We start from the raw sequence: 19,781 nt of genomic DNA on the forward strand, positions 1-19,781 counted from the left end.
AGCAGAAGTCCAGTCGTTGATGTTCACATAGTTGCTGTTCGTGGTAAGCCTCAAGCCCTACAGCATATGCGATGCTGTTTTGGGCGGATGAGCAATTTGGTTTACAATAATATCGAAAAGGAGCCGCACTTTTTTAGAGTTTTTGAGGGTCATAGTAGACGCTAGGTTTGTCAATGTGACGAGCCCACGAGCTTGAGTTACCATGAAAATCCAGTGGCTTGAGAATTGTCCACAACACAAGGTTCTCGTTCCCGTGCCCAAATAGTACGCGCGTGAAAAGCAAGGCATAGTTCTTTCAATTCACAGTAAAAGCGAGAGAAGCATTTTGGAAAATTGCGCTATGATCTGTCACATCGTCTTGCTCATTTGAGAGTTTCAATGCGTGAGTGCGGAGATTGTGAAGTTGATTGTGAACCATCCTTTCCATAGATCTTGGGGCCCAAGGTATCACCCCCGCCCGCCATATTTTCTTCAGCCGTTCAATCCCGATATAAGGGTGTTGAACCGCAGGGAGTTTTTCTATATCCAATGCCTCTCGTGCTGCTACATTGAGCCAATTGGAGAGTCGATCGTCACTAATGGCGGCAACATCGAGACCGACATCTTCGAATGTATCGGGCTTCAGGTTGTACCCTCCATGTAGCCAACGTTCATCACCATGAAGTGATGTGCCGACTGCGGGAGGCAACCAAATGAACGGAAGATGCTTCGACCAGGTTGTGGGGTGCCACCAGTGGCGGGAATTGTATCTACCACTGATGTCGCTCCATTCTTCATCTTGGCCCGCGATCCAGTATGAAGGGCTGTAGACCGGCCAGTCCCCGCGCTCATGTGCAATTCCCAGCTGGTGATCAATGTGCCATCCACCTGGGTGCTGGATGTAGTCAGGTGCGTGCCAAATATGCTGGTGCATGCGTACCATGGCGCGGCTGTGTACAGCAAAGGCATGTGTGCGATTCACACAATGACATTTCAGCACGTATGGTGAGGCTGCAACCGGGGTGGCGTCCTTGAGGTGTTGCCCGCCCAGGTAGATTTGGCCCCAGTCTTCTGGCACCTGCTTCATGAATCCCTTCAGAAGGGACCCGGCATCAGGTTGAAACACAACATCGTCTTCGAGGATGAGGACGTTCTCAATTCCGTCGGCAATTGCTTCGGCTAGCACGCGTGCGTGAGAAAGGTGACATCCCCATGCTCCATTGCCGGCATTCCACCATGCCGGCGGGGGCATTTTGTCTCCGGAATACGATCTTACCCAGGTGATATTCTTCTCAAAGCCTTGTTCGGCGAGATGGCGGGTCAGCCTCTCTCTGCGCTCTGGCTTATAAGGTAGATTGAGAATGCAGATGCGTTCAAAGTAATCGCTCAGGGTGGCCATAACGGGAAAAATTAACGCTAAAAGTCATTACCATGGCAACAGAAAGTTGACCGCGGTCGGAGCTTTGTGAACATGCGGATTAGTCACTTGGCATTGGCGAAGTGAGCGTGACGGGGCTGTACCCAAAAAGAGCGAAATCTTTTTGGTAGAGACTTGCCACCAGTTGCAGCGATGCTGGGTCATAGCAGTCCTGCCATGGAGCATGTGATGACGCATTCCTCTTCGGCAAATGGGTGCCGTTGAGAGCGTATCTGCGGCAGAGTTGAGTCCAAGTCCTTGTCATTGCTTCGAATTGAAAGATTTTGTCCACCAAGATCTTCATTGTGGGGTCGCACACAAAACAATGCTGAGGCATCAAATGCACGATGTTCGTCAAGAGATCCTCTGACTCTGCAAGTTTGACGACAAACGATCGGAAATCTTTCGCTTCGTGGACAACCTGATTGTTTAGGGCAGGGTTGATGGGTCTCTCTCGCAGATAGTTGAATGCAGAGACGAGGCGATCAGCCGGATGACGAACGATTGCGAACTTGAAGTAGCCACGGAATTTCTCGGGGAATGCTCGCCGATAGCCCAACGCAGTGGTGTGCCCTCCCACAATGCGGTCTTGCGATTCTTTGAGGGCGTTTTCAATTGAGGTGCCAGCACACTTTGGCACGTGCACAAAGATGGCTCGCAAGTGGTCATAGATCTGAGGATTGGGATAGACCATGTAAAGTGCCTGGGAGTGAAGTTCATTGGCGCTGCCAGGTGGCCGCGCGGATGTGATAGCCGTAGCGACGCTCGCCAACACCATCACCACACCGTTCGTTGTCAAATATGTCTGGATCGAGGATCCTGATGCAGCCTACGTCGGCCTGCCTGGATAGGAGCGAGTCGTAAAATGCACCCAGGGCAAGGGGGCCTGTGTGGCGCAAGACTGGCGTGTTGTCTGGCAGGGCCAGCATGAAGTCCACCGCTTCCAGCCAGAACTCCTTGCCGGGGGTTGCGGCCATCCATGCATTGCCGAGAAATGACCACTTTTTGACTCGAGCTTGGGTGGATTGGTAGAAATACAAGTCAGACCCATCTTTAAACAAGCTGTCGATACAGTCGGTGAAGACGAAATCGAGGTCTGCATACACACCGCCAAAACGGTGCAGGATGAAGTAGCGGGCCACGTCAACTTTCTTGATGGGCTTGTTCAATGCCTTCCAGCGTTCATAGTACGCGGAATAGCAGTCGCGGATGAAGTTGTCGAGATCATCATCGGTCCAGAATTTGTATTGCCAGTGTCCCAGATGGGTTCGTACTGAGGCCTGGGATCGCTTGAAGATCCAGAAGGTAATCTCGTTGACCTTCCAAGTCTGATGTATCACTTGGGGAACCATGATCTTAAAGTGAGTACACGGTCTTTTTCATCCACCCCTGCGAGCGACTCACCGGCCACACTACCAGTCGAGCAGGGGAAGAGCCGGCCAAAAACTGGACTCGACGTTCTTGGACCGAACCGAGTGCCTCCAGACTATCGTAAGGTGCATCGTGCCGATACAGAACTTTTCCATTTGCATCCTCGATGCCAAAGTACACAAACTGAAGGTCATCCGCCTGGAGAACGTCTGTGGGCTGCCAACTGTAAGTTAACGTATAGTTGCGCGCGAATTGTCGAGCCCACTCGGCCTCCGTCGAGAATGTGCTGGGTGGCTCCTTCCCCGCGATGGTGTCGTTATGCAGGAGTCGCTCTGCGAAGTTGATTCCTGCATAGATTTCATAGTCGCGATGACTGCGAACTGAACCCAGGCCGTAACGCCCCAGCTCCACCTCGTTCTCTTCCTCCTTGAGCAGCTTCCGTAGACGTTTTTTGCTCACGACATCGCGTTCATGCCAAGCAGCTCCCACCAGCTCTTTGTTGGCAGTGGTGTGATCATCCCAGTGCTTCACCCTGCCTTTACGAGTGTATTCGTGCCAGACCAAAGTGCGGTGGGGATGAAACAGGTCATATCCGAGCGTGTAGGATCGGATGCTTAGGCTGATTTCATCTCCTGCGAAATACAAATTGGGATCGTAGGCATACTCTTCACAGTGCTGGCCAATCGTGAAAAAATAGTGTCCCGAAACAAATCTGGCCCGGACTGGGCCAGTGAGGTCGCGCCAATTCGGAATAAGATGGGGGCGAAACAGGATGGTGCCTGACGGCGTGAAACGATCTGCGACCATTTTGAAGGGCTCGTTTCCCGCCTTTGTGTTGGTAGGGGGATCGTAAACGCCGGCATAGGTGGTCAGAATGGGCTTGCGACTTCCAATCGACTCTAGGTCGGATAGAAGTTTACGGTCCCATTCTTTCTCAAAACGATGATGTGAGTCTAGTTGAAGGGTGAAAGATTCGCCTTCATACATTTTCTGGATCCGAGAGCGAGCCCAACACAGCCCCTTGCTCTCCTGCCATGGGACTTCATCTATTCTGAAGTTTGACCTGGTCTTCCATTCATCAAGTCTTCGATCTTCGCTATCACTTTGCCAGCAAATCCCAAAAGTGAGATCGTTCTTATACTTGGCTTTTGAAATGCAATCCTCCAGAGTAGGAATGAGTTCAGGGTCCCGATATGCTGCGATTTGCACGTAAATCATAGGCTCAACGTGAAAAACTTTTCGTCTGACGGAACCCTAGCAATCAGATGATTGAATGTCGAAAAAAATGATCTTCTTGTAAGAGATTCTTTAGAATCGGTCGGGTGCAGGCAACTGCTGGCTATTGAAGGCGCTAAAGTTTTCGCTTTGTATGCGATCTTAACCCTTTATACCAGTGAGCGGTAGGATGTCAGCGAATGTCACCTCCCGACTCTGCAACGGCAAAGAACCTTGCGATCAGCGCTGGTATCGTCCTCGTGGCGACGGTGGTGACGTATTTTGCGTGGAGCATGTTCAAGTTTCACGAGCACTCGAAAACGGACTATTGGCGTCGGGACTATGCTCCATCTGCCGCTGATCTCGCTGGATTTGCTGAGCAGCACTATCCATCGTCAATTCACCGGGTGTTTGAGGTGGGGCATTCATCGCGGGTCAATGGAGATGGAGAATCCCTGACCATCTGTAGCTATGATCCTGCAGACTCCGAGGCGTTCATATCGGTGATCAAGGCTGGAAACGGCTGGGCCGAAGGACTTCCCAAGGACTCGCATTGGAGCTACACGCTGGAGCGCGATGCCCCGCGGCACCTGTGGATCACTGCCTCAGATGTGCCTGAGGACTTTGTTCACGCGGTCAAGGGACCGGATGAACTGACCTGGCGCCTGATCAACCGCAAGAAGGGTATTGTTTACCTCCATACCGTGCGGCGTTAGCCGGATACCCATATGAAAGTTTTTTTAATAATACACAGACACCATAACGATGAACCAGTTGCCACTAAGTGAGTATCTGCGTCGTCCCATCGAGGACGTGGCGGTTCTCGAACAAGAGCCAGAGTATTTTGAGAGAGAAGGTCTTCTGATCTTTACTGAGACTTATGATGACCTTGATTGGTACAAGATAGCGCTATTTACCGATAGCAAAGGGCAAGCTTTTGGGATTAAACGCTATCGAAATTGCCCAAGTTCCGGGGTGTTTTTGCTAGCGGAAATAAATCACACTCTCTCCCTTCATGAGCAGATTGAAGGGGTGTTGCAACTACTTGGTTTAAGTGGCGAAAGCGTAGTTTGGGCGCGAGAGGATGCTCATTGGCCAACTGATAACTGCGGTAGAGAATAGTAATGCGTAAGCGTAATGCGTGGTCATGCTGCGTAGGGAGTAGCGCAGAACTTTGGTTCGCCAGTCGCGCCATCCACGAGATTCAATGCCGACTCGAGAGGGGTGGGCAAAAGGAAAGAGGTTTAGGGTCTGGCCGTGACCGCTTTTAGCTGCCGACTCTACGAGGTTGTGATCTCAGAGACACCTTCACGGTTTGTAGAACTCACTTCGGAGTTCTGGTCCAACTGCCAGTGTACCCAGGGTGGCGGCTCGTGCCTCGCCTTACCCTGGGCTATTTTGTATGACGCCTTTGGCGTCAGGGCGCGTGCCTGGGGTTGGTGGTGCAGACGCTTATCACGATGTCCATGTGCGTCCTCCTTTTTTGGATCAATTCAGAAAAAACGAACTTCTGCCCCGTCCGGATCGGTCCAGCCTCGGTTGGAGTTGTCTCCGGGAACCGCCATGTCCCAACCCACCAGTCCGGTGGCGTTCGGGGCGCCGCTGATGCCGGGGCGCGTGTTCCAGGTGTTCACGGCGAGGTGATGGTGGTACTTGCCCCGGGCCATGAAGATCGCGCCGGAGTAGTTGTCCTGGGTGACGCGGAGCTTGAGGTGGTCGAGATAGGCTTGGGCGTTGGTGAGTTGGGAAGTCTGCAGGTGGATGTGACCGATGTGCATCGGTGCCGCAGGAGCATCCTTGACCGCATCTTGTTGGGCCAGGATGGTGCGGAGAGGCAGGGAAAGACTGACCATCTGGATCTTGTCGCCCTTCCAGGGCCACTCGTTCTCGGGCTTGTCCCAGGCGAGTTCGATGCCGTTTCCGTCGGGGTCTGCCAGATAGACGGCCCAGCTCACGGCGTGGTCTGCTGCTCCGTGGAAGTCCAGTCCCGGCATGGCGAACATACGGCGCAGGGTGAGCTTCCACTCCAGCAAGTCGGGAAAGAGAAACGCGACATGGAACAGGCCCGGAGCGCCGCGGGTGGGAGCAGGTGCGTTCTTGTCTTCAAGAAGGGTGATCAGCACGGCCTTGTTGACGGGATGCACGAGATTGATGGTGCCAGTCTCTCCGGAGCGGGATTCGGGAATCAGGCTTAGCAAGTGAGAGTAGAAGGTCCCCAGCGTCTTGGCATCGCGGGTGCGGAGAATGACTCGCCCAATGATGGAGTTGGTGGTGGGGGCATTAGAAGTGGGGGCGGGGGCATTCATGGCAGGAAAGGCTGAGGGTGGACGAGTGGATGGTCTGGCGGGTCGGGGGCGGGCGTTGCTCAAGGGCGGCCCGAATCGGGCCGCCCTAGGAGGCAAAGGGAGCTGAAGACTGATTACGACTGCTTGCTCACGGCACGGTCAACCGAGAAGCGGCCGGCGCCCGAGATGACGAGGGCGAGGGCGATGCCCAGCACCAGGACGAAGAATTCAACGCCTTCACCCTTCTGCGTGCCCATCCAGTTCATGAAGAAGCCGTTAGCCAGGTGGACCTTCACCATGGCGGTGCCGAACACGGTGCCGATGGCGATCGCGGCGGGGCGGACCGCAGCACCCGCGATCAGGAAGAGCGGAGCAAAGAACTCCACGAGGATCACGCCAAGGGCGAGGATCCAGGGGATGCCCATCGTGCTGGTGAAGAAGCCCATGGTGCCTTCATAACCGTAGCCGCCGAACCAGCCGAGGAGTTTCTGGGCGCCGTGGGGGAAGACCACCGCAGCAAGAGTCAGCCGGAGAACGGTGGGGGCGAGGGCATTGTTGGTGCCGACTGCGGTGTTGAGGACCGTGCGGACCACACCGTTGTCGGTGGTGTTGGAACTAAGCACGGCAGGGGAAGTGGAGGTCGTATTCATCTTGGTTACTTGATTGAAGATTTTCGTTTTCTGTTTCAGGCGGGTTGCCTGTCTGGGGTGAGCATGGCTCACCGTGCGGTTTCGCGATAATGCCCGTCCGCTCTTGCCGTTATGCGTTTTGCGTATACCCTTGGGGTAACAAAACGGCAGCTTCCTATGATTGATTTGCTCAGGGCGTTCTTCGTGGTGCTAGAGGAGGGGAGTCTCAATCGGGCGGCGACCCGGTTGCATGTGACCCAGCCTTCCTTGTCCAGGCAGATGCAGGCTCTGGAGCACGAGATTGGGGGACCTTTGTTGGAACGTCAGACGAGTGGAGTGAAGCCTACGGCACTAGGGCAGGCGACGGTGGCCTGCATGAAGCCGGTGCTGGAGCGGTATGAAAGCGGACTGGCAGAGTTGCGCCATCAGGCACGGGGGCAGCGCGCGGAGTTGCGCATTGGCTACATCGGCTCGGCGGCCCAGTTTTACCTGAACCCCGCGCTGACGGAGCTGCGCAAAAGGCATCCGGAAGTGCGGGTGAAGCTGCTTGACCAGGCTCCGGGCGAGCAGATCGCGGCGCTGCAGCAGGGTGACATAGATCTGGCGTTGATTGGTCAGGAGGGAGCGGCGCTTGCCGGAGAGTACTACACCAAAAAGCTTGCAACGCTGGGTGTCTGCGTGGTGCTGCCGTCGGATCACCCCCTGGCGGTGCGGCGGGAGCTGGCCCCGGTTGATCTGAAGAAGGAGGTTTTCATCGGCGCACCGGAGAAGGATGTGCCGGGGCGGAATCGGTGGATCACACGCATCTGCCGCGCCGGTGGCTTCAAGCCCAAGTTCATTGCTGATGCGGAGAGCATTGGCGAGGCGTTTTCCATGATCGCCAGTGAGGGCGCGGTGACACTGCTGCCGGACTACTTTGCCCAGAGCCCACCTCCTGGCGTGGCGCTGGTGCCGCTGATCGACAAGGCGGCCACCTGGGATCTTCTGCTGCTCTGGCAGCGGGGCAAGGCCTCGATGGTGCTCAAGGCCATGGTGGAGATCCTGACGAAGGTGGGTGAACGCAATTCACGCGCTGGCAAAGAGCAGTGACAGGCCGGGGTGAGCGTCGCGTAATCGTAGGGTGAAGACGATCTGCCGTATGCGAGGAGGGCCACTTCTGGTCTGTGTGGTCGTGTCTCTGGTCCTGCCTGTTCTGGCGCAGGAGGTGCCGAATCTGAAAGACTTGAAGGTGCCGGACCGGACCTGGACCCTGTTGGAACAGGGGACATCTGCCAAGGCCGAGCAGCGCTCACCAGCGCGGCAGGGTGGAAAGCACCCCTACGCGTACTCCTGGTGTGTCTTTCAACAGGAGGCGTCAGGGGATCTGATGGCCGTGGTGGTGGACCGCTATGCCGGGATTGCCCGGGAGCTGGGCACGGAATCGCATTTGCAGTCGATAGGGGATCGGTTTGTGGCCGGATATCCCATGATGATGCCAGAACGTGGGCGTTTCCTGAAACCTGAATTCGGATGGTCGGTGCTCTCCCTCAAGCTTCCTGCTCCGGAGAAACTGGTGGTTCGGAAGGCAGATGGCACCCGGAAGGAACAAGAGACGCTGGAGTACATCCAGCTCTATGAGATTCCGACTGAGAGGCCGGCAAAGCCGGGAGACCCACGTTGGCTGATGGGCGTGGGGTATTCCTACATGCAAGGTGAGCTGGCCGTGTATGTACAGCACACCTCTAAAAAGGTGATTAGCCAGGAGGAGGTGCGGGCCTTTACTCAGTGGTTGCTGAGCCACGGGGAACTCTGAGAGGTAGAAGTGCAGGGGGGCAAGGAGCGGTCTCGGGAGGGGGATAGCAAGGTCCCTCTCAAGATGCACCGTTGCTGGCATCCCTTCAGGATGCAATACATCGTGGAGTACCCGGAGGTATCAGTCGCTCCGCTCCTTCAACCTCCGGCTAATGGCTTTGATGCCTCCGGCATCGGATGGCATGTGAAGGGAATCTCCTTCTGGTGCAAGAGCCTGGGAATTCGCTCGTCAAACAACCAAACAAAAAGGGGCAGCCGTTGGTGGCTGCCCCTTTGAGGAACTATCAAGACCAAGTCTTCTGGCGGTTAGCCCTTTTTGTAGGGCTTTGCTTCGAGCTTCTTGGCCTCGCCCTTCAGCGGCTTTTTGAGGGTGCTGAGCCAAGCGACGATGTCGCGGGCTTCGTGGGCGTTCAGGAAGACGCTCATGGGGGGCATGGCGGAGACCGGTGGGGAGGCGGTGGCGACGTCGGCTTTCTTCACGCTCCAGAGGTCTGGTGCCACGAGAATCTCGTAGGCATCGGGCGTCTCGTTCTGAAGCACTCCGCCCACGCTGCCGCCGTCTTTCAGGGTCAGGAAGACCATGCCGTAGCCGGGGGCGACTTTGGCACCGGGATTCATGAGGGCTTCAAGGAAATATAGCCGGTCATGCTTGCCGCCCACGCCTGCCAGATTCGGGCCGGCATCGCCGCCTGCATCGTGACCGCCTTCACCCGCACGATGGCAGCGGAAGCATTGGGCGCTGCCGTGGCTGAAGAAGAGGCCGCCGCCACGCTCTGCATTTCCGCCGTAGAGGGCGGGCATCCACTTGGCGAGGAGGTCGGCGGGGTTCAAGCCGCTCTCATAGGCACCCAATGCGGTCTTCACTGCGGGTTCGCTGCGCTTGGCCGCGGCTTCGAGGATCTCCAGCTGGCTCTCCTTGTCAGTCTGCGGGGTGGCGATGTCCTGCACGCCCTTGGCGATGAGCTGGGCTGCTGCATCGCCCGGGATGCCGGCGAGCACGGTCCAGGCGGACTGGCGGCGCGTCACCGACTTGGACTTAAGCGCCTGGGTGGCACCTGCCAGGGCTTTCTCAGGGCTGGTCTTGGCCAGATCCGTGAGAGCGGCGGCGGCGACTTCATCGGCAGAGTCGGTCGAGAGTTCAACCAAGAGAGAGTCCGCATCCTTCGGCTTGCCTGCGATCCACAACTCCAGAGCCGTGGCGCGGGCGGCGGCGGGGAGCGTGCGGGTGGTGATGATGCGGCGCAGGTCGGCCTCGGTGAAGGCGGAGCGGCTGAGGTGCAGATCCTCCACCAGCTTCAGCGTCGGGGCCAGCAGGGTCTCTTCGGCAGCGAGAAGCGCGGGAATACCAGCTTCCAACACGGGAGCGACTTCCTTGGGATCGCGGGCTGGCTTCGGATCCAGGCGGCCCAGAGACTGGTCCACCGGATGGGGCTGCGGCCACTGCAGCAGGAGGCGGAGGGCTTCCTTGCGCTGGTCGAGGTCAAAGGACTTCTGAGCCGCCAGTTTGATGAGGCGGTCGGCATTCTCCTTGCCGCCGGTGCGGAAGGCTGAGTGGATCACACGCCGGGCGATCATCGGGCTCAGCTTGCGGGCCTTCGCGGCGTCCGGGCCGATGTAGCCATCAAGCAGCGCGTTCAGCGCCGGGCGGGCGGCATCCACTTTTTCCTCGTGGATGGCGCGGATGGCTTCGTCAATGATGCGGGGCTCGGCATCGACCAGGAATCCGGCCAGTTCCTTGCTGTGCAGGCGGCGCAGGGCGATGACGGCGGCCATGCGCACTGCGGGGGCGTTGTGAGTCCTCAGCGCGGCGAACTCGGCTTCACCACCTGCACCGAGCAGGCCCATGATGGCAGCGTGGCGCAGGTAGAGGTCGGCGTCGCCGTTTTGCACCAGCACCTCAATCAGTGGAGCCCAGGCCTCCTTGGACTTCAAGCGGCCCAGGGAGATGGCGGCGAATCCGCGAACGCGGTTCGAGGAATCTGAAAGCAGCGGAAGGAGGCTGGCAGGAGGGGTGCCTTTGACCTCACCCAGCACGTGGGCGGCCTGGGCGCGCACTTCAGCGTCCTGGTCCTTCAGCAGCTCCACCAGGGCCGTCGCGGCGGCGACATCACCCGACTTGCGGGCGCGAATGCCAAGGCCCCAAATGCCATGCAGGCGAGTGAGGAGATGGTCCTGGTCTTGCGAGGCCTTCACCAGCAGCGGGGTGCTGCCGTCCTTGGCCGCAAGGGCGATCTGGGCGCGCAGGCGGACGCGCTGGTCAGCGTGCTGCAGCAGGTCAGCCAGTTCGTCCTGAGAGCGCTGGGTGAAGCCTTCCGCCATGAGCTTGGCGACATCCGGCGTGCGGCCAGCGTTCTTTTCCGAATCTGCCGTGATGGCGTAGATGCGACCGGCGTCATGGGATTCCCAGCCGCTGATGAAGTCCGAGACAAAGAGACGGCCGTCATAGCTGTACTCCACATCCGTGGGGCAGACACCCCAGTTGAACTTGTAGGGATCTTCGAACTTCATCCCTGCGCCGTCGCGGGTGACCTTGAAGGACCAGATGCCGGAGCTGGCAGCATTCGCACGGTAGTCGCAGACGAGGAAGCGGCCTTTCTCAGATTCTAGGAAACCACTGCCAGGGTGGTAGGTGAGGCCAGAGGGTCCGCTGGTGATGGCACCCACCGGAGGCACGATGTAGGCGGGCTGGGAGGGATTGCGGGTCTCTGCCATGCGCTCTGTCATCCACGGGGAGATGGGGCGCTCGGGGAGGCCGATGTCATCGCGGAAGGTGTGCAGCGCCTGGTGTTGCATGCGCCAGCCGGAGTCGGCCCCTTCCATCATGTACACGACGCGGGCGGGATCGCCCTGGTCGGAGTTATTGTCCACGCTGATGCCGTTGCCATACTCGTCGAAGGCCAGCTCCTTGGGATTGCGCAGCCCAGTGTGCACGACTTCGAAGTTGGAGCCGTCGGGCTCGAACCGGAAGATCGCTCCCTGGTCGGGTGACTTGTAGGAGACGCCTTCCTTGGTGGTGAAGCTGAAGCCGCGGTCACCCACGGTGCCGTAGATGCGGCCGTCCATGCCAAGCACGAAGCCGTTCAAATCGTGGCCGGAGAGGGACACGCGCACGCCGAAGCCGTCCTCGATGATGTCGCGCTGGTCAGCCTTGCCATCACCATCCTTGTCCAGGAGGGAGTAGATCTTGGGGATGCAGGCAAAATAAACGCGCCCTTCATGGGCGAAGACGCCAGCGGCCGTGCCATCAAGCAGGTCATTGAAGCCGTCGGCATAGACCGTCATCTTGTCGGCTTTGCCGTCGCCATTCTCGTCCACCAGCTTGCGGATGACCTCGGTCTTTTCCGTCATGGACTCCAGCGGCACTTTGGCCTTCCACTTCTCGTGCATGGCGCGACGGTCTGCGGTGGTCTGGGAGGCGATGTCGTCCAGGTACCAGTAGCGATTGTTCCGGTCATCGTGAATGCCGAAACGGAAGCGGTGGGTCTCCGCCACATAGAGCGCGCCTTTTTCGTCAAAGGCAAAGGCTGTGGGGCTGGTGACCTTTTCGCCTTCGTGCGTGGCAAAGATCTGGATGCTTGTGCCCTTCGGGATGCTGTTGCCTGGGATGACCGGAGTGGAGACCAGCTCGATGGCATTCTCATCTGAGCCCGCCTTCTTGGGCGACTCCACCTTGATGACGAAGTTCTTGTCAGGGGAGAAGACGAACTCATCTGCCACGATCAGGCCCCAGCCTCCTGTGGCCTGGTCCACGATGCGAAGCTGGCCCTTCTTGCCCTGCCAGGGGCTGAGATCCCACGTGACCTGACGAAGTTGCAGGCTGTTCTGGCCGGTCGCTTCTTGAACGACCTTGCCGTCCACCAGGAGCTGGACGGCGGTCTTGCCGGGCTGATTGCCCCCAGCAACGAGGAAGTGCAGGTGCCCGCCGGTGAGCGCGATCTCAGGGGAAGTGAGGGTGCCGGTGGCGGGGTCTCCTCCATGGCCGGAGCAGGCATAGGCGTGCCCGGCGAAGCCGGTGACGGTGCCATTCATGCCGGGAACTTTTCCAGCGGCTGGGCCACGGCCGAAGGCGCTGCCGTCTTCGGTCCAGGTGTCAAACCCATCTCCTTCAAAGGAGAAGTGGGAGCCGGAAGGAGAACTGGCCGGGTCTGAGAGGAGGGAGGTGGTCGTCAGCAGGGCGCTGAGCGCGGGCAGGAGCTTAAAACGGCGGGACAAGGCGGGACGAATGTGAGTGTGAGACAGGTACTGAAGGAACTGCCGCTGGAAGAATTTCCGACGGCCGGGAAGCGGGAACAGAATGAAACGATGAATTGCCGGAAAATAAACGTCAGGAGGCGTGAATTCTGGACTTTTTACGGTCTGGACATTGGTCCAGAGGGGGAAAGTGAATGGTATTTCAGCAAAGAGATGAGGCGGAGGCCAGGGTTGGAATAAGGAGAATTACTGGGTGCAACCTCGGTGTGGGAATGAAGGGCATCTCTCAAGGAACTGTCGTCCTCCATGGGAAAACGGACAATAAGATGTGGAAACGGGCAGACGAGCGGAGGCTCCGCTTCAAAAATAGGCTGTCCGGTTCATGGGCTGAGGCACAGATAGGAGGGAAATCTCCTCCGGGGTGGCCAGAGTGCCGCTGCCGACGTTCACTGTCATCTGCCCATGAAAGCCGCTCCCTTCCGAATCCTGCCTGCTATCTTGGCCGCCGTGCTGTCGTGCATGGGGCTGGCCCATCTGAAATGCCAGGCTGAGGCCGTGGCACCCTATTTTGAAATCCAGGTGCAGGATGAGGCCACAGGGCGGGGGATTCCCTTGGTGCAGCTGACCACGGTGAATCACGTCACCTATGTGACCGACAATGCGGGTCGGGTGGCGTACTACGAGCCGGGGCAGATGGGGCAGACCGTCTTCTTCGAGGTGAAGGCACATGGCTTCGAGGTGCCCAAGGATGGCTTTGGCATTGCCGGAACCCGGTTCAAGATGGAGCCCAATGGTAACGGAGTGCTCAAGCTGAAGCGGGTGAACCTGGCGGAACGCCTGTACCGGATCACCGGCTGCGGGCTCTATCGCGACAGTGTGCTGCTGGGGAAAGAGACCCCTCTGGCGGAGCCGCTGGGTTCAGGCATGGTGGCGGGGCAGGACTCCGTCTTTGCCGTGCCGTATCGTGACCGCGTGTACTGGTTCTGGGGGGATACCAACCGGATGTCCTATCCACTGGGGCTGTTTCGCATGGCAGGGGCGACCTCTGAGCTGCCGGGCAAGAGCGCATTGCCCGTGGATAAAGGAATCAACTTCAAGTATTTCACAGGCGCGGACGGTTTTGCCCGGGCTATGGTGGAGGTGGAAAATCCCGAAGGGGTGGTGTGGATCTTCGGGGTTCACACCGTGCGCGATGCTGAAGGCAAAGAACGCATGGTGGGACATTTCACCCGTCGCAAAGGGCTGGGGGAAGAGTACGAGCAGGGGATCGTGGTATACAACGACGAGCGGGAGATTTTCGAAGTGAAGAGCCGCCTGCCCCTGACGGAGCGCTGGCGCTTTCTGAGCGGGCAACCGGTGAAGGTGCAGCGAGATGGGGTGGAGTACCTGTACAGCGGATTGCCCTTTCCCCAGGTGAGGGTGCCAGCCACGCTGGAGGCAGTGCTGGATCCCACCAAGTATGAGGCCTTCAGCGTTGCCCCTGCGGGCGAGGCGGAGCAGTCGCCGAACGATGCCAGCGTGGTGGCGGGAGAGGCCCGGCATCCGCAGTGGCGTTGGACGACGCAACATCCTCCCACGGTGCCCAAGCAGGAGGCGCTCTTAATCAAACAGGGGGCCATCGTTGCCAAGGATGCCCGGTTCCTGCCAGAGGATGCGGACCAAGCCGGCCAGCGCGTGGAATTGCACACGGGATCTGTGAAATGGAACGCTCACCGCAAAAAGTGGGTCATGATCGCGGTGGAGACTGCCTATCAGCGTGCCGGCTCACCCTCGCCTCTGGGAGAGGTTTGGTACTCTGAAGCCGATGCCCCTGAGGGCCCCTTCCTGAAGGCTGTGCGCATTGTCACGCATGACAAGCAGACCTTTTACAATCCCGTGCACCATGAGTTCATGGACGAGGACGGCGGCAGGACCATCTACTTTGAGGGAACCTACACCAACCAGTTTGTAAACTCGCCTCCGACGCCCTTGTATGAGTACAATCAAATCATGTACCGGCTGGACCTGGATCATCCGCGGCTGAAGGCGGCCTTTGCCCGGTAGTCTGCCTGCCACGTGTGCAACTCCGACATGGATTGGGAAACAACAACGGATGCCGATGGGGCGGGAACTTCCGAGCCGGGAGATCGCGAACTGCTGGCGGCGTATCTGGACCATCAGGACGAGCAAGCCTTCACTCGACTCGTGAGGAGGCACCAGGACATGGTACACTCTGCGTGTGTGCGTCGGCTGGGACGCCTGCCGATCGCAGAGGATGCTGTGCAGACCACCTTCCTGCTTCTGGCGCAGCGGGCCCGGCAGCTGCGAACGCATGCCTCCGTGGGCGGTTGGCTGTACAAGACCGCCTTGTTCCAATCCTCCAACTTGCTGCGGAAGGAGCAAAGCCGACGCCGACTGCATGAAAAGTGGGGAGTGGAGCCGACCGCCAAAACGGAGGACACAAGTGCGACGTCAGGGAATGAGCCTACCCTGGCGGAGACCATGCGGCCGCATCTGGACGAGGCACTGCTGAAGCTTGGAGAAGCTGACCGGGAAGCGGTCGTGCTGCGGTTCTTTTGCAAAAGGAGCCTTAGCGAAATCGGTTCCTCGCTGGGGACCACGGAGGATGCCGCGAGGAAGCGGGTGAGCCGTGCCCTGGACCGGTTGTCCGGGTTTCTCCGTCGACGACGCGTGGAAGCCGGGACCGTGGCGGCGCTGGCACTGGCGCTCACGCAGAGCACACATGCTGCCCCCCCGGATCTGGCGGTGAAAGTGACAGCCATGGTGCACGGGACGGCCCTGGTGGGGCAGGCCACGGCAGCGACTGCTCTGTGGCTGAAGTGCTTCTGGGGAGGGACATTGCTGGCGACCATGGCAGGCACCATCGCCTGGCAGGCCCGGACGTATCGTCAGTTGCACGAGGAGGTCTCGGCGGTGAATGCAGAGATCGAGTCGCGCACTGTCGCGGTTCATGGAGCCAATTCATCGCCGCCTGCCGAGCTGTCTGCGGGAGGCACCAGTGGAGTGGCGGGATTTGCCGTCCAGCCGACCAACGCGCTGCCTTCCCTGATGGCGGCCATGTGGGCGGAGGAGAGCCGTGCGGGCACGGATGCCCGGCTCCAGCTATTGCAAGAGCGGGTGCGCCTGGATACTACCCAAGCTGAAGCTGCGAGCGTCCTGCTACGGCAGAGTCTGGAGGCCCGGCAAAAGCTGGTGGCAGGCCTTGCTGAGGGGTTGGTGGAATTTGAGCGGGTGATGGCCTTTCTGCGGGCTGGGAGCGAGGCGGACGCGGCCATTCGCGGCCTGTTGAGGGCGGATCAAGTGGACGGCTTCAACGTCTTTCTCGTGTCTGAATCGAAGGCACGCGCAGAGAACGCGGCGCGCTGGCGGTTGGCAGACTTGCGGTCGCTGTTGCGCCTGACGAAAGACCGGGAACCGGCAGTGCAGCGGGCGCTGGTGGAGCATGGTCTGGCGTTTGCCCCTGAGAGCCTGCCAGCCGTGCAAGGGTTTCACGAACTGCAGCAATGGCTCAGCGCCCGGGATGCTGACGAGGCGGAGAGATTGCGTCCCCTGCTGACTCCGGAGCAGCATCATATTTATCAGGAACGGTCCGCCAGTCTGCGGACGAATGCTTTTTTCAACCAGCCTTGATCATGAGAGTCTCGATTGCAGCCGCGGTGCTATGTTTCTGTGGGACGGATCTGCTGGCGGTGCTGCCAGCCAAGGAGGCGCTGGTGATGGACCTGAATGCCGGAGCCCAAGAAACGCTGCGGCAGGCGGCGTCGTTGCCACCATTGATTTCATCGAGGCCTGTGAGCGTGATCCTGGATGCCAGTGGTGCCAAACGGAGGGCGGGGCAGCCGATGGCAGCCTGTCGGCCGGAGTTGGTGGGACGCGGACGGGCTGCGACGTTGAGGTTTGACGGCCGTGATGATTTCCTCGTACTGGATGACGGTCCCGGGATGACTCCGGAAGCCACGGTGGTGGTACTGGCAGCTCCGCAGGGGAATGCGGGCGGCTTTGCGGCCCTGCTTTCGACCACTCTGACGGAGCAGGATGACTTTACCAGCGGACTGAACCTGGATCAGGGGCCGCAGGCCACGACGGACTTGAGCGTGCTCAATGTGGAGACGGCGGGTGGAGGAGGATTTCGTAATCTCATGGAACCCACCCTCATGGGGGCAGCCAAGAGGCCGTTTGGCGGGTATCACGTGTTCTCCATCCGCACCAAGATGGGGAAGGGCGGTACGGAGCTGTTCTTTGATGGCATCCGGGCGGGAGCTCGGGACAGGCTGGAGTCCCACATCGGTCTTGAGCAGGTGGTGCTGGGGGCTCGCTACTACTCGCATGAGGAACGCCAGCCGCCCCATGCGCAGGGGTTCTTCCATGGCGACATCGCCCGGGTGCTGATCTTCAATCGAGTGCTGACGGATGCGGAACTGCAGGCGGTGGAACAAGAGGTGATGCAGGTCACTCCTGCGCTGCATGCGATGCTGCAGGGTCGCGGAGAGGGGCATGCTCTGGAGACTCTGGCCAGTCCACCGCTGGTGCAGATGCTCGTGCCAGGCTTCAGTGTGGAGGAGTTGCCTCTGCGGATCGGCAATTTGAACAACATCCGCTACCGCCAGGATGGGAAAGTGGTGGCGCTGGGGTATGACGGGCGCATACACCTCCTGAGCGACAGTGACAGTGACGGGCTGGAAGACCGCAGTGAACCCTATTGGTCCGGCCAGACCATGAGAGGGGCGATCGGAATGGTCGTGACCACAAAGGAGCAGGTCTGCGGGCCGGGGGTGATGGTGGGGAGCAAGGGCAAGGTTTCCTTTTTCCCGGATCGCAACGGCGATGATCGAGCCGATGGCGAGGAGATTGCTGCTTCGGGATGGAAGGAGAGCTTCCATGGGGTGGATACCGTGGGGCTGGCGATGGATCCCAAGGACGGCTCATTCTACTTTGGCCTGGGCTGCGCGAACTTTGCGGATGCGTATCTCATCGACAAGAAGACGGGCAAGAGTGCCTACGACATCCACTCCACCCATGGCACCATCCAGAAGTTGAGCGCGGATTTCAAACAGCGTGAGACAGTGGCAACAGGGTTGCGGTTCACGTGCGCGCTGGCGTTCAATCGGGCGGGAGATCTGTTTGCCACGGAACAAGAAGGGGCCACCTGGCTGCCCAACGGCAACCCGTTTGATGAGCTGTTGCACATACAAAAAGGGAAACACTATGGCTTCCCGCCCCGGCATCCCAAACATCTGCCTGACGTGGTGGATGAGCCGCCGGTGTTGAACTTCAGCCCACAGCACCAGAGCACCGTGGGCATGGTGTTCAATGAGGGCGTCAATGGGGGGCCTTCCTTTGGACCGGGGCACTGGCAGGGAGACGCCCTGGTCTGTGGGCAGTCACGGGGCAAGCTCTGGCGTGTCCGGCTGGTGAAGACGCCGCAAGGGTATGTGGCGCAGAGTCATTTGATCGCCTGCATGGGCATGCTGCTAGTGGATGCCTGTGTGACGCCTCAAGGGGATCTGCTGGTGGCCTGCCACAGTGGTCCTCCTGACTGGGGGACGGGGCCGGCCGGTGAAGGGCGTCTCTTCAAGATCCGGCAGGTGAGGAAGGAACTGCCTCAACCAGTCATGGCCTGGGCGGCTGCCCCGGACGAGTTTCGGATTGCCTTTGACCGGCTCCTCGAACCTCAAGATTGGGTGGCTGAGAAGGTTCTGCCCGCCATCCGGATCGAGGCTGGTTTGCATGTGCGCGCTGGCGACCGGTATGAAGTGATCCGCCCTGGCTACCAGGTGGTGCGTGATCAGATGGCGATGCCGCGGCGCTGGGTGCAGGCCCTTGATCTGCGCTTGAGTGAAGACCGGCGGACTTTGGTGTTGAAGGTGGCTCCCCAGACGGAACCTGTGCACTATGCGATCTCTTTGCCAGTTCCTGCTGGTTGGAGCCTGGCGCAGCCAGGGCTGCAACAGGCGGGGGAGATGGACGTGGACCTCACGCTCGATGGCGTGATGGCGGAGGTGGAAGGAGAGCGACTCGTGCTGCCGCATCCAGCGCTGGATGTGTCCAAAGTTCTGACAGCCGGCTCAGCTGACCACGAGGCCTTTTTGAAGAAGGCTGCGGGAATGGAGGCCGGATTGCAGGTGAGAACGTTGGTGGATGTGAGCAACCCCTTTGTGCCCGCAGTGCAGCCGGGGTCCAAGTGGGACTGGAACCTCGCCGACGACGCTTTTGCCCGTCAAGAGTTCCAAGTCACAAGGGATGATGGCAGCGTGGTGAAAGCGAATGAGGGGATGATTGCCGTGGTGCTCAAGGCTCCCCATCAATCCGCGGGTGGTCTGTACCTGGGCCACGACGGGATGAAGGCGGTGCTCACGCCGGACCGGCTGCTGGTGCCGTGGGCGTTGAGAAACCGCACGGATGGCGGAGCAGGAGCAGGGGTGGCCGGGCGGGCGCAAGTTCAAGGAAACTGGCAGAACGGCCGCAAGCTTTTCTTCGGGCAGGCGGTGTGTTTCACCTGCCACACGGTACGTGGGGAGGGGCATGCCTTTGGTCCGGACTTGAGCAACCTGATCCACCGTGATCGTGACTCTGTCTGGCAGGATGTCTTGAAACCGTCTGCGACCATCAATCCGGACCAGTCTGGGAGTTTGCTGAAACTCAAAGATGGCACGTCGATGACGGGCATTGTTCGCAATGGTGCCGGTGCCACGGTCCTGCTGGCGCTTCCCGGTGGAACACAGATGGAAATTCCGAGGGACAAGGTGCTTGCGACTGAGCCGCTCAAAGTTTCCCTGATGCCCGAGGGACTGGTCCAGGCCTTGAGCCGTGAGGAGCAGGAGGATCTGCTGACCTTTCTGTTGAAGGAGAGACCCTAGTCTGGCAGACACCGGATCCATGAACGGCATCGTTGCACGGATCCGG

At 59.2% G+C, this 19,781-nt stretch carries 14 protein-coding genes; 7 read left to right on the top strand and 7 right to left on the bottom strand.

The annotated features are described in order from the left end of the window. Window positions 1-295: 295 nt before the first annotated feature. From BV106_RS18400 to BV106_RS18415, 4 genes are all read right to left on the bottom strand, one after another. Window positions 296-1,378: a glycosyltransferase family 25 protein gene (locus BV106_RS18400; protein ID WP_038167115.1), complete on the bottom strand. Its 1,083-nt coding sequence runs from the start codon at window positions 1,376-1,378 to the stop codon at window positions 296-298. Between the two features lie 79 nt (window positions 1,379-1,457). Beyond that, window positions 1,458-2,090, bottom strand: coding sequence for a sulfotransferase family 2 domain-containing protein (locus BV106_RS18405; protein ID WP_038167116.1), 633 nt, complete (start codon window positions 2,088-2,090; stop codon window positions 1,458-1,460). Window positions 2,091-2,112: 22 nt separating this feature from the next. Next, complete coding sequence (locus BV106_RS18410) at window positions 2,113-2,748, bottom strand: glycosyltransferase (RefSeq protein ID WP_038167117.1); 636 nt, start codon at window positions 2,746-2,748, stop codon at window positions 2,113-2,115. A 4-nt stretch (window positions 2,749-2,752) separates the two neighbouring features. After that, window positions 2,753-3,985, bottom strand: a complete 1,233-nt coding sequence (locus tag BV106_RS18415) for a GlcNAc-transferase family protein (protein WP_051946028.1) — start codon at window positions 3,983-3,985, stop codon at window positions 2,753-2,755. Between the two features lie 197 nt (window positions 3,986-4,182). On the opposite strand from BV106_RS18415, the gene BV106_RS18420 reads away from it, so the two are divergent. Both BV106_RS18420 and BV106_RS18425 read left to right on the top strand, forming a co-directional pair. Continuing rightward, window positions 4,183-4,698, top strand: a complete 516-nt coding sequence (locus BV106_RS18420) for a hypothetical protein (protein ID WP_038167119.1) — start codon at window positions 4,183-4,185, stop codon at window positions 4,696-4,698. Between the two features lie 49 nt (window positions 4,699-4,747). Then, entirely contained in the window at window positions 4,748-5,104 is a 357-nt protein-coding gene (locus tag BV106_RS18425; RefSeq protein ID WP_038167122.1) for a hypothetical protein, read from the top strand. Between the two features lie 371 nt (window positions 5,105-5,475). On the opposite strand, the gene BV106_RS18430 is transcribed toward BV106_RS18425, so the two are convergent. Further along, on the bottom strand, window positions 5,476-6,288 hold the full coding sequence (locus BV106_RS18430) for a hypothetical protein (protein WP_051946029.1): 813 nt from the start codon (window positions 6,286-6,288) through the stop codon (window positions 5,476-5,478). A 113-nt stretch (window positions 6,289-6,401) separates the two neighbouring features. Then, the gene (locus BV106_RS18435; protein ID WP_265595824.1) at window positions 6,402-6,917 is read right to left on the bottom strand and encodes a DoxX family protein; all 516 of its coding nucleotides are present in this window, start codon (window positions 6,915-6,917) and stop codon (window positions 6,402-6,404) included. Window positions 6,918-7,073: 156 nt separating this feature from the next. Between BV106_RS18435 and BV106_RS18440 the strand changes: the two genes are divergently transcribed. Together BV106_RS18440 and BV106_RS18445 are read left to right on the top strand one after the other, a co-directional pair. Next, the gene (locus BV106_RS18440) at window positions 7,074-7,985 is read left to right on the top strand and encodes a LysR family transcriptional regulator (RefSeq protein WP_038167123.1); all 912 of its coding nucleotides are present in this window, start codon (window positions 7,074-7,076) and stop codon (window positions 7,983-7,985) included. Between the two features lie 82 nt (window positions 7,986-8,067). Beyond that, window positions 8,068-8,688 (top strand): hypothetical protein, encoded by a 621-nt coding sequence (locus BV106_RS18445; RefSeq protein ID WP_265595825.1) that lies wholly within the window; start codon window positions 8,068-8,070, stop codon window positions 8,686-8,688. Between the two features lie 305 nt (window positions 8,689-8,993). Here the strand turns inward: BV106_RS18445 and BV106_RS18450 are convergent, their stop codons facing one another. Continuing rightward, the gene (locus BV106_RS18450; RefSeq protein WP_038167126.1) at window positions 8,994-12,899 is read right to left on the bottom strand and encodes a HEAT repeat domain-containing protein; all 3,906 of its coding nucleotides are present in this window, start codon (window positions 12,897-12,899) and stop codon (window positions 8,994-8,996) included. Between the two features lie 441 nt (window positions 12,900-13,340). Between BV106_RS18450 and BV106_RS18455 the strand changes: the two genes are divergently transcribed. From BV106_RS18455 to BV106_RS18465, 3 genes are read left to right on the top strand one after another with little or no spacing between them, the layout of a single operon-like run. Continuing rightward, window positions 13,341-14,921 (top strand): hypothetical protein, encoded by a 1,581-nt coding sequence (locus tag BV106_RS18455; protein ID WP_051946030.1) that lies wholly within the window; start codon window positions 13,341-13,343, stop codon window positions 14,919-14,921. A gap of 27 nt (window positions 14,922-14,948) precedes the next feature. Continuing rightward, window positions 14,949-16,508 (top strand): sigma-70 family RNA polymerase sigma factor, encoded by a 1,560-nt coding sequence (locus BV106_RS18460; protein ID WP_038167128.1) that lies wholly within the window; start codon window positions 14,949-14,951, stop codon window positions 16,506-16,508. Window positions 16,509-16,510: 2 nt separating this feature from the next. Continuing rightward, a complete protein-coding gene (locus BV106_RS18465) occupies window positions 16,511-19,735 on the top strand; it encodes a c-type cytochrome (protein ID WP_051946031.1) in 3,225 nt (1,074 codons plus the stop codon). Window positions 19,736-19,781 lie beyond the last annotated feature (46 nt).

Origin of the sequence: Verrucomicrobium sp. BvORR106, from assembly GCF_000739655.1 — a bacterium.
Taxonomy (GTDB): Bacteria; Verrucomicrobiota; Verrucomicrobiia; order Verrucomicrobiales; family Verrucomicrobiaceae; genus Verrucomicrobium.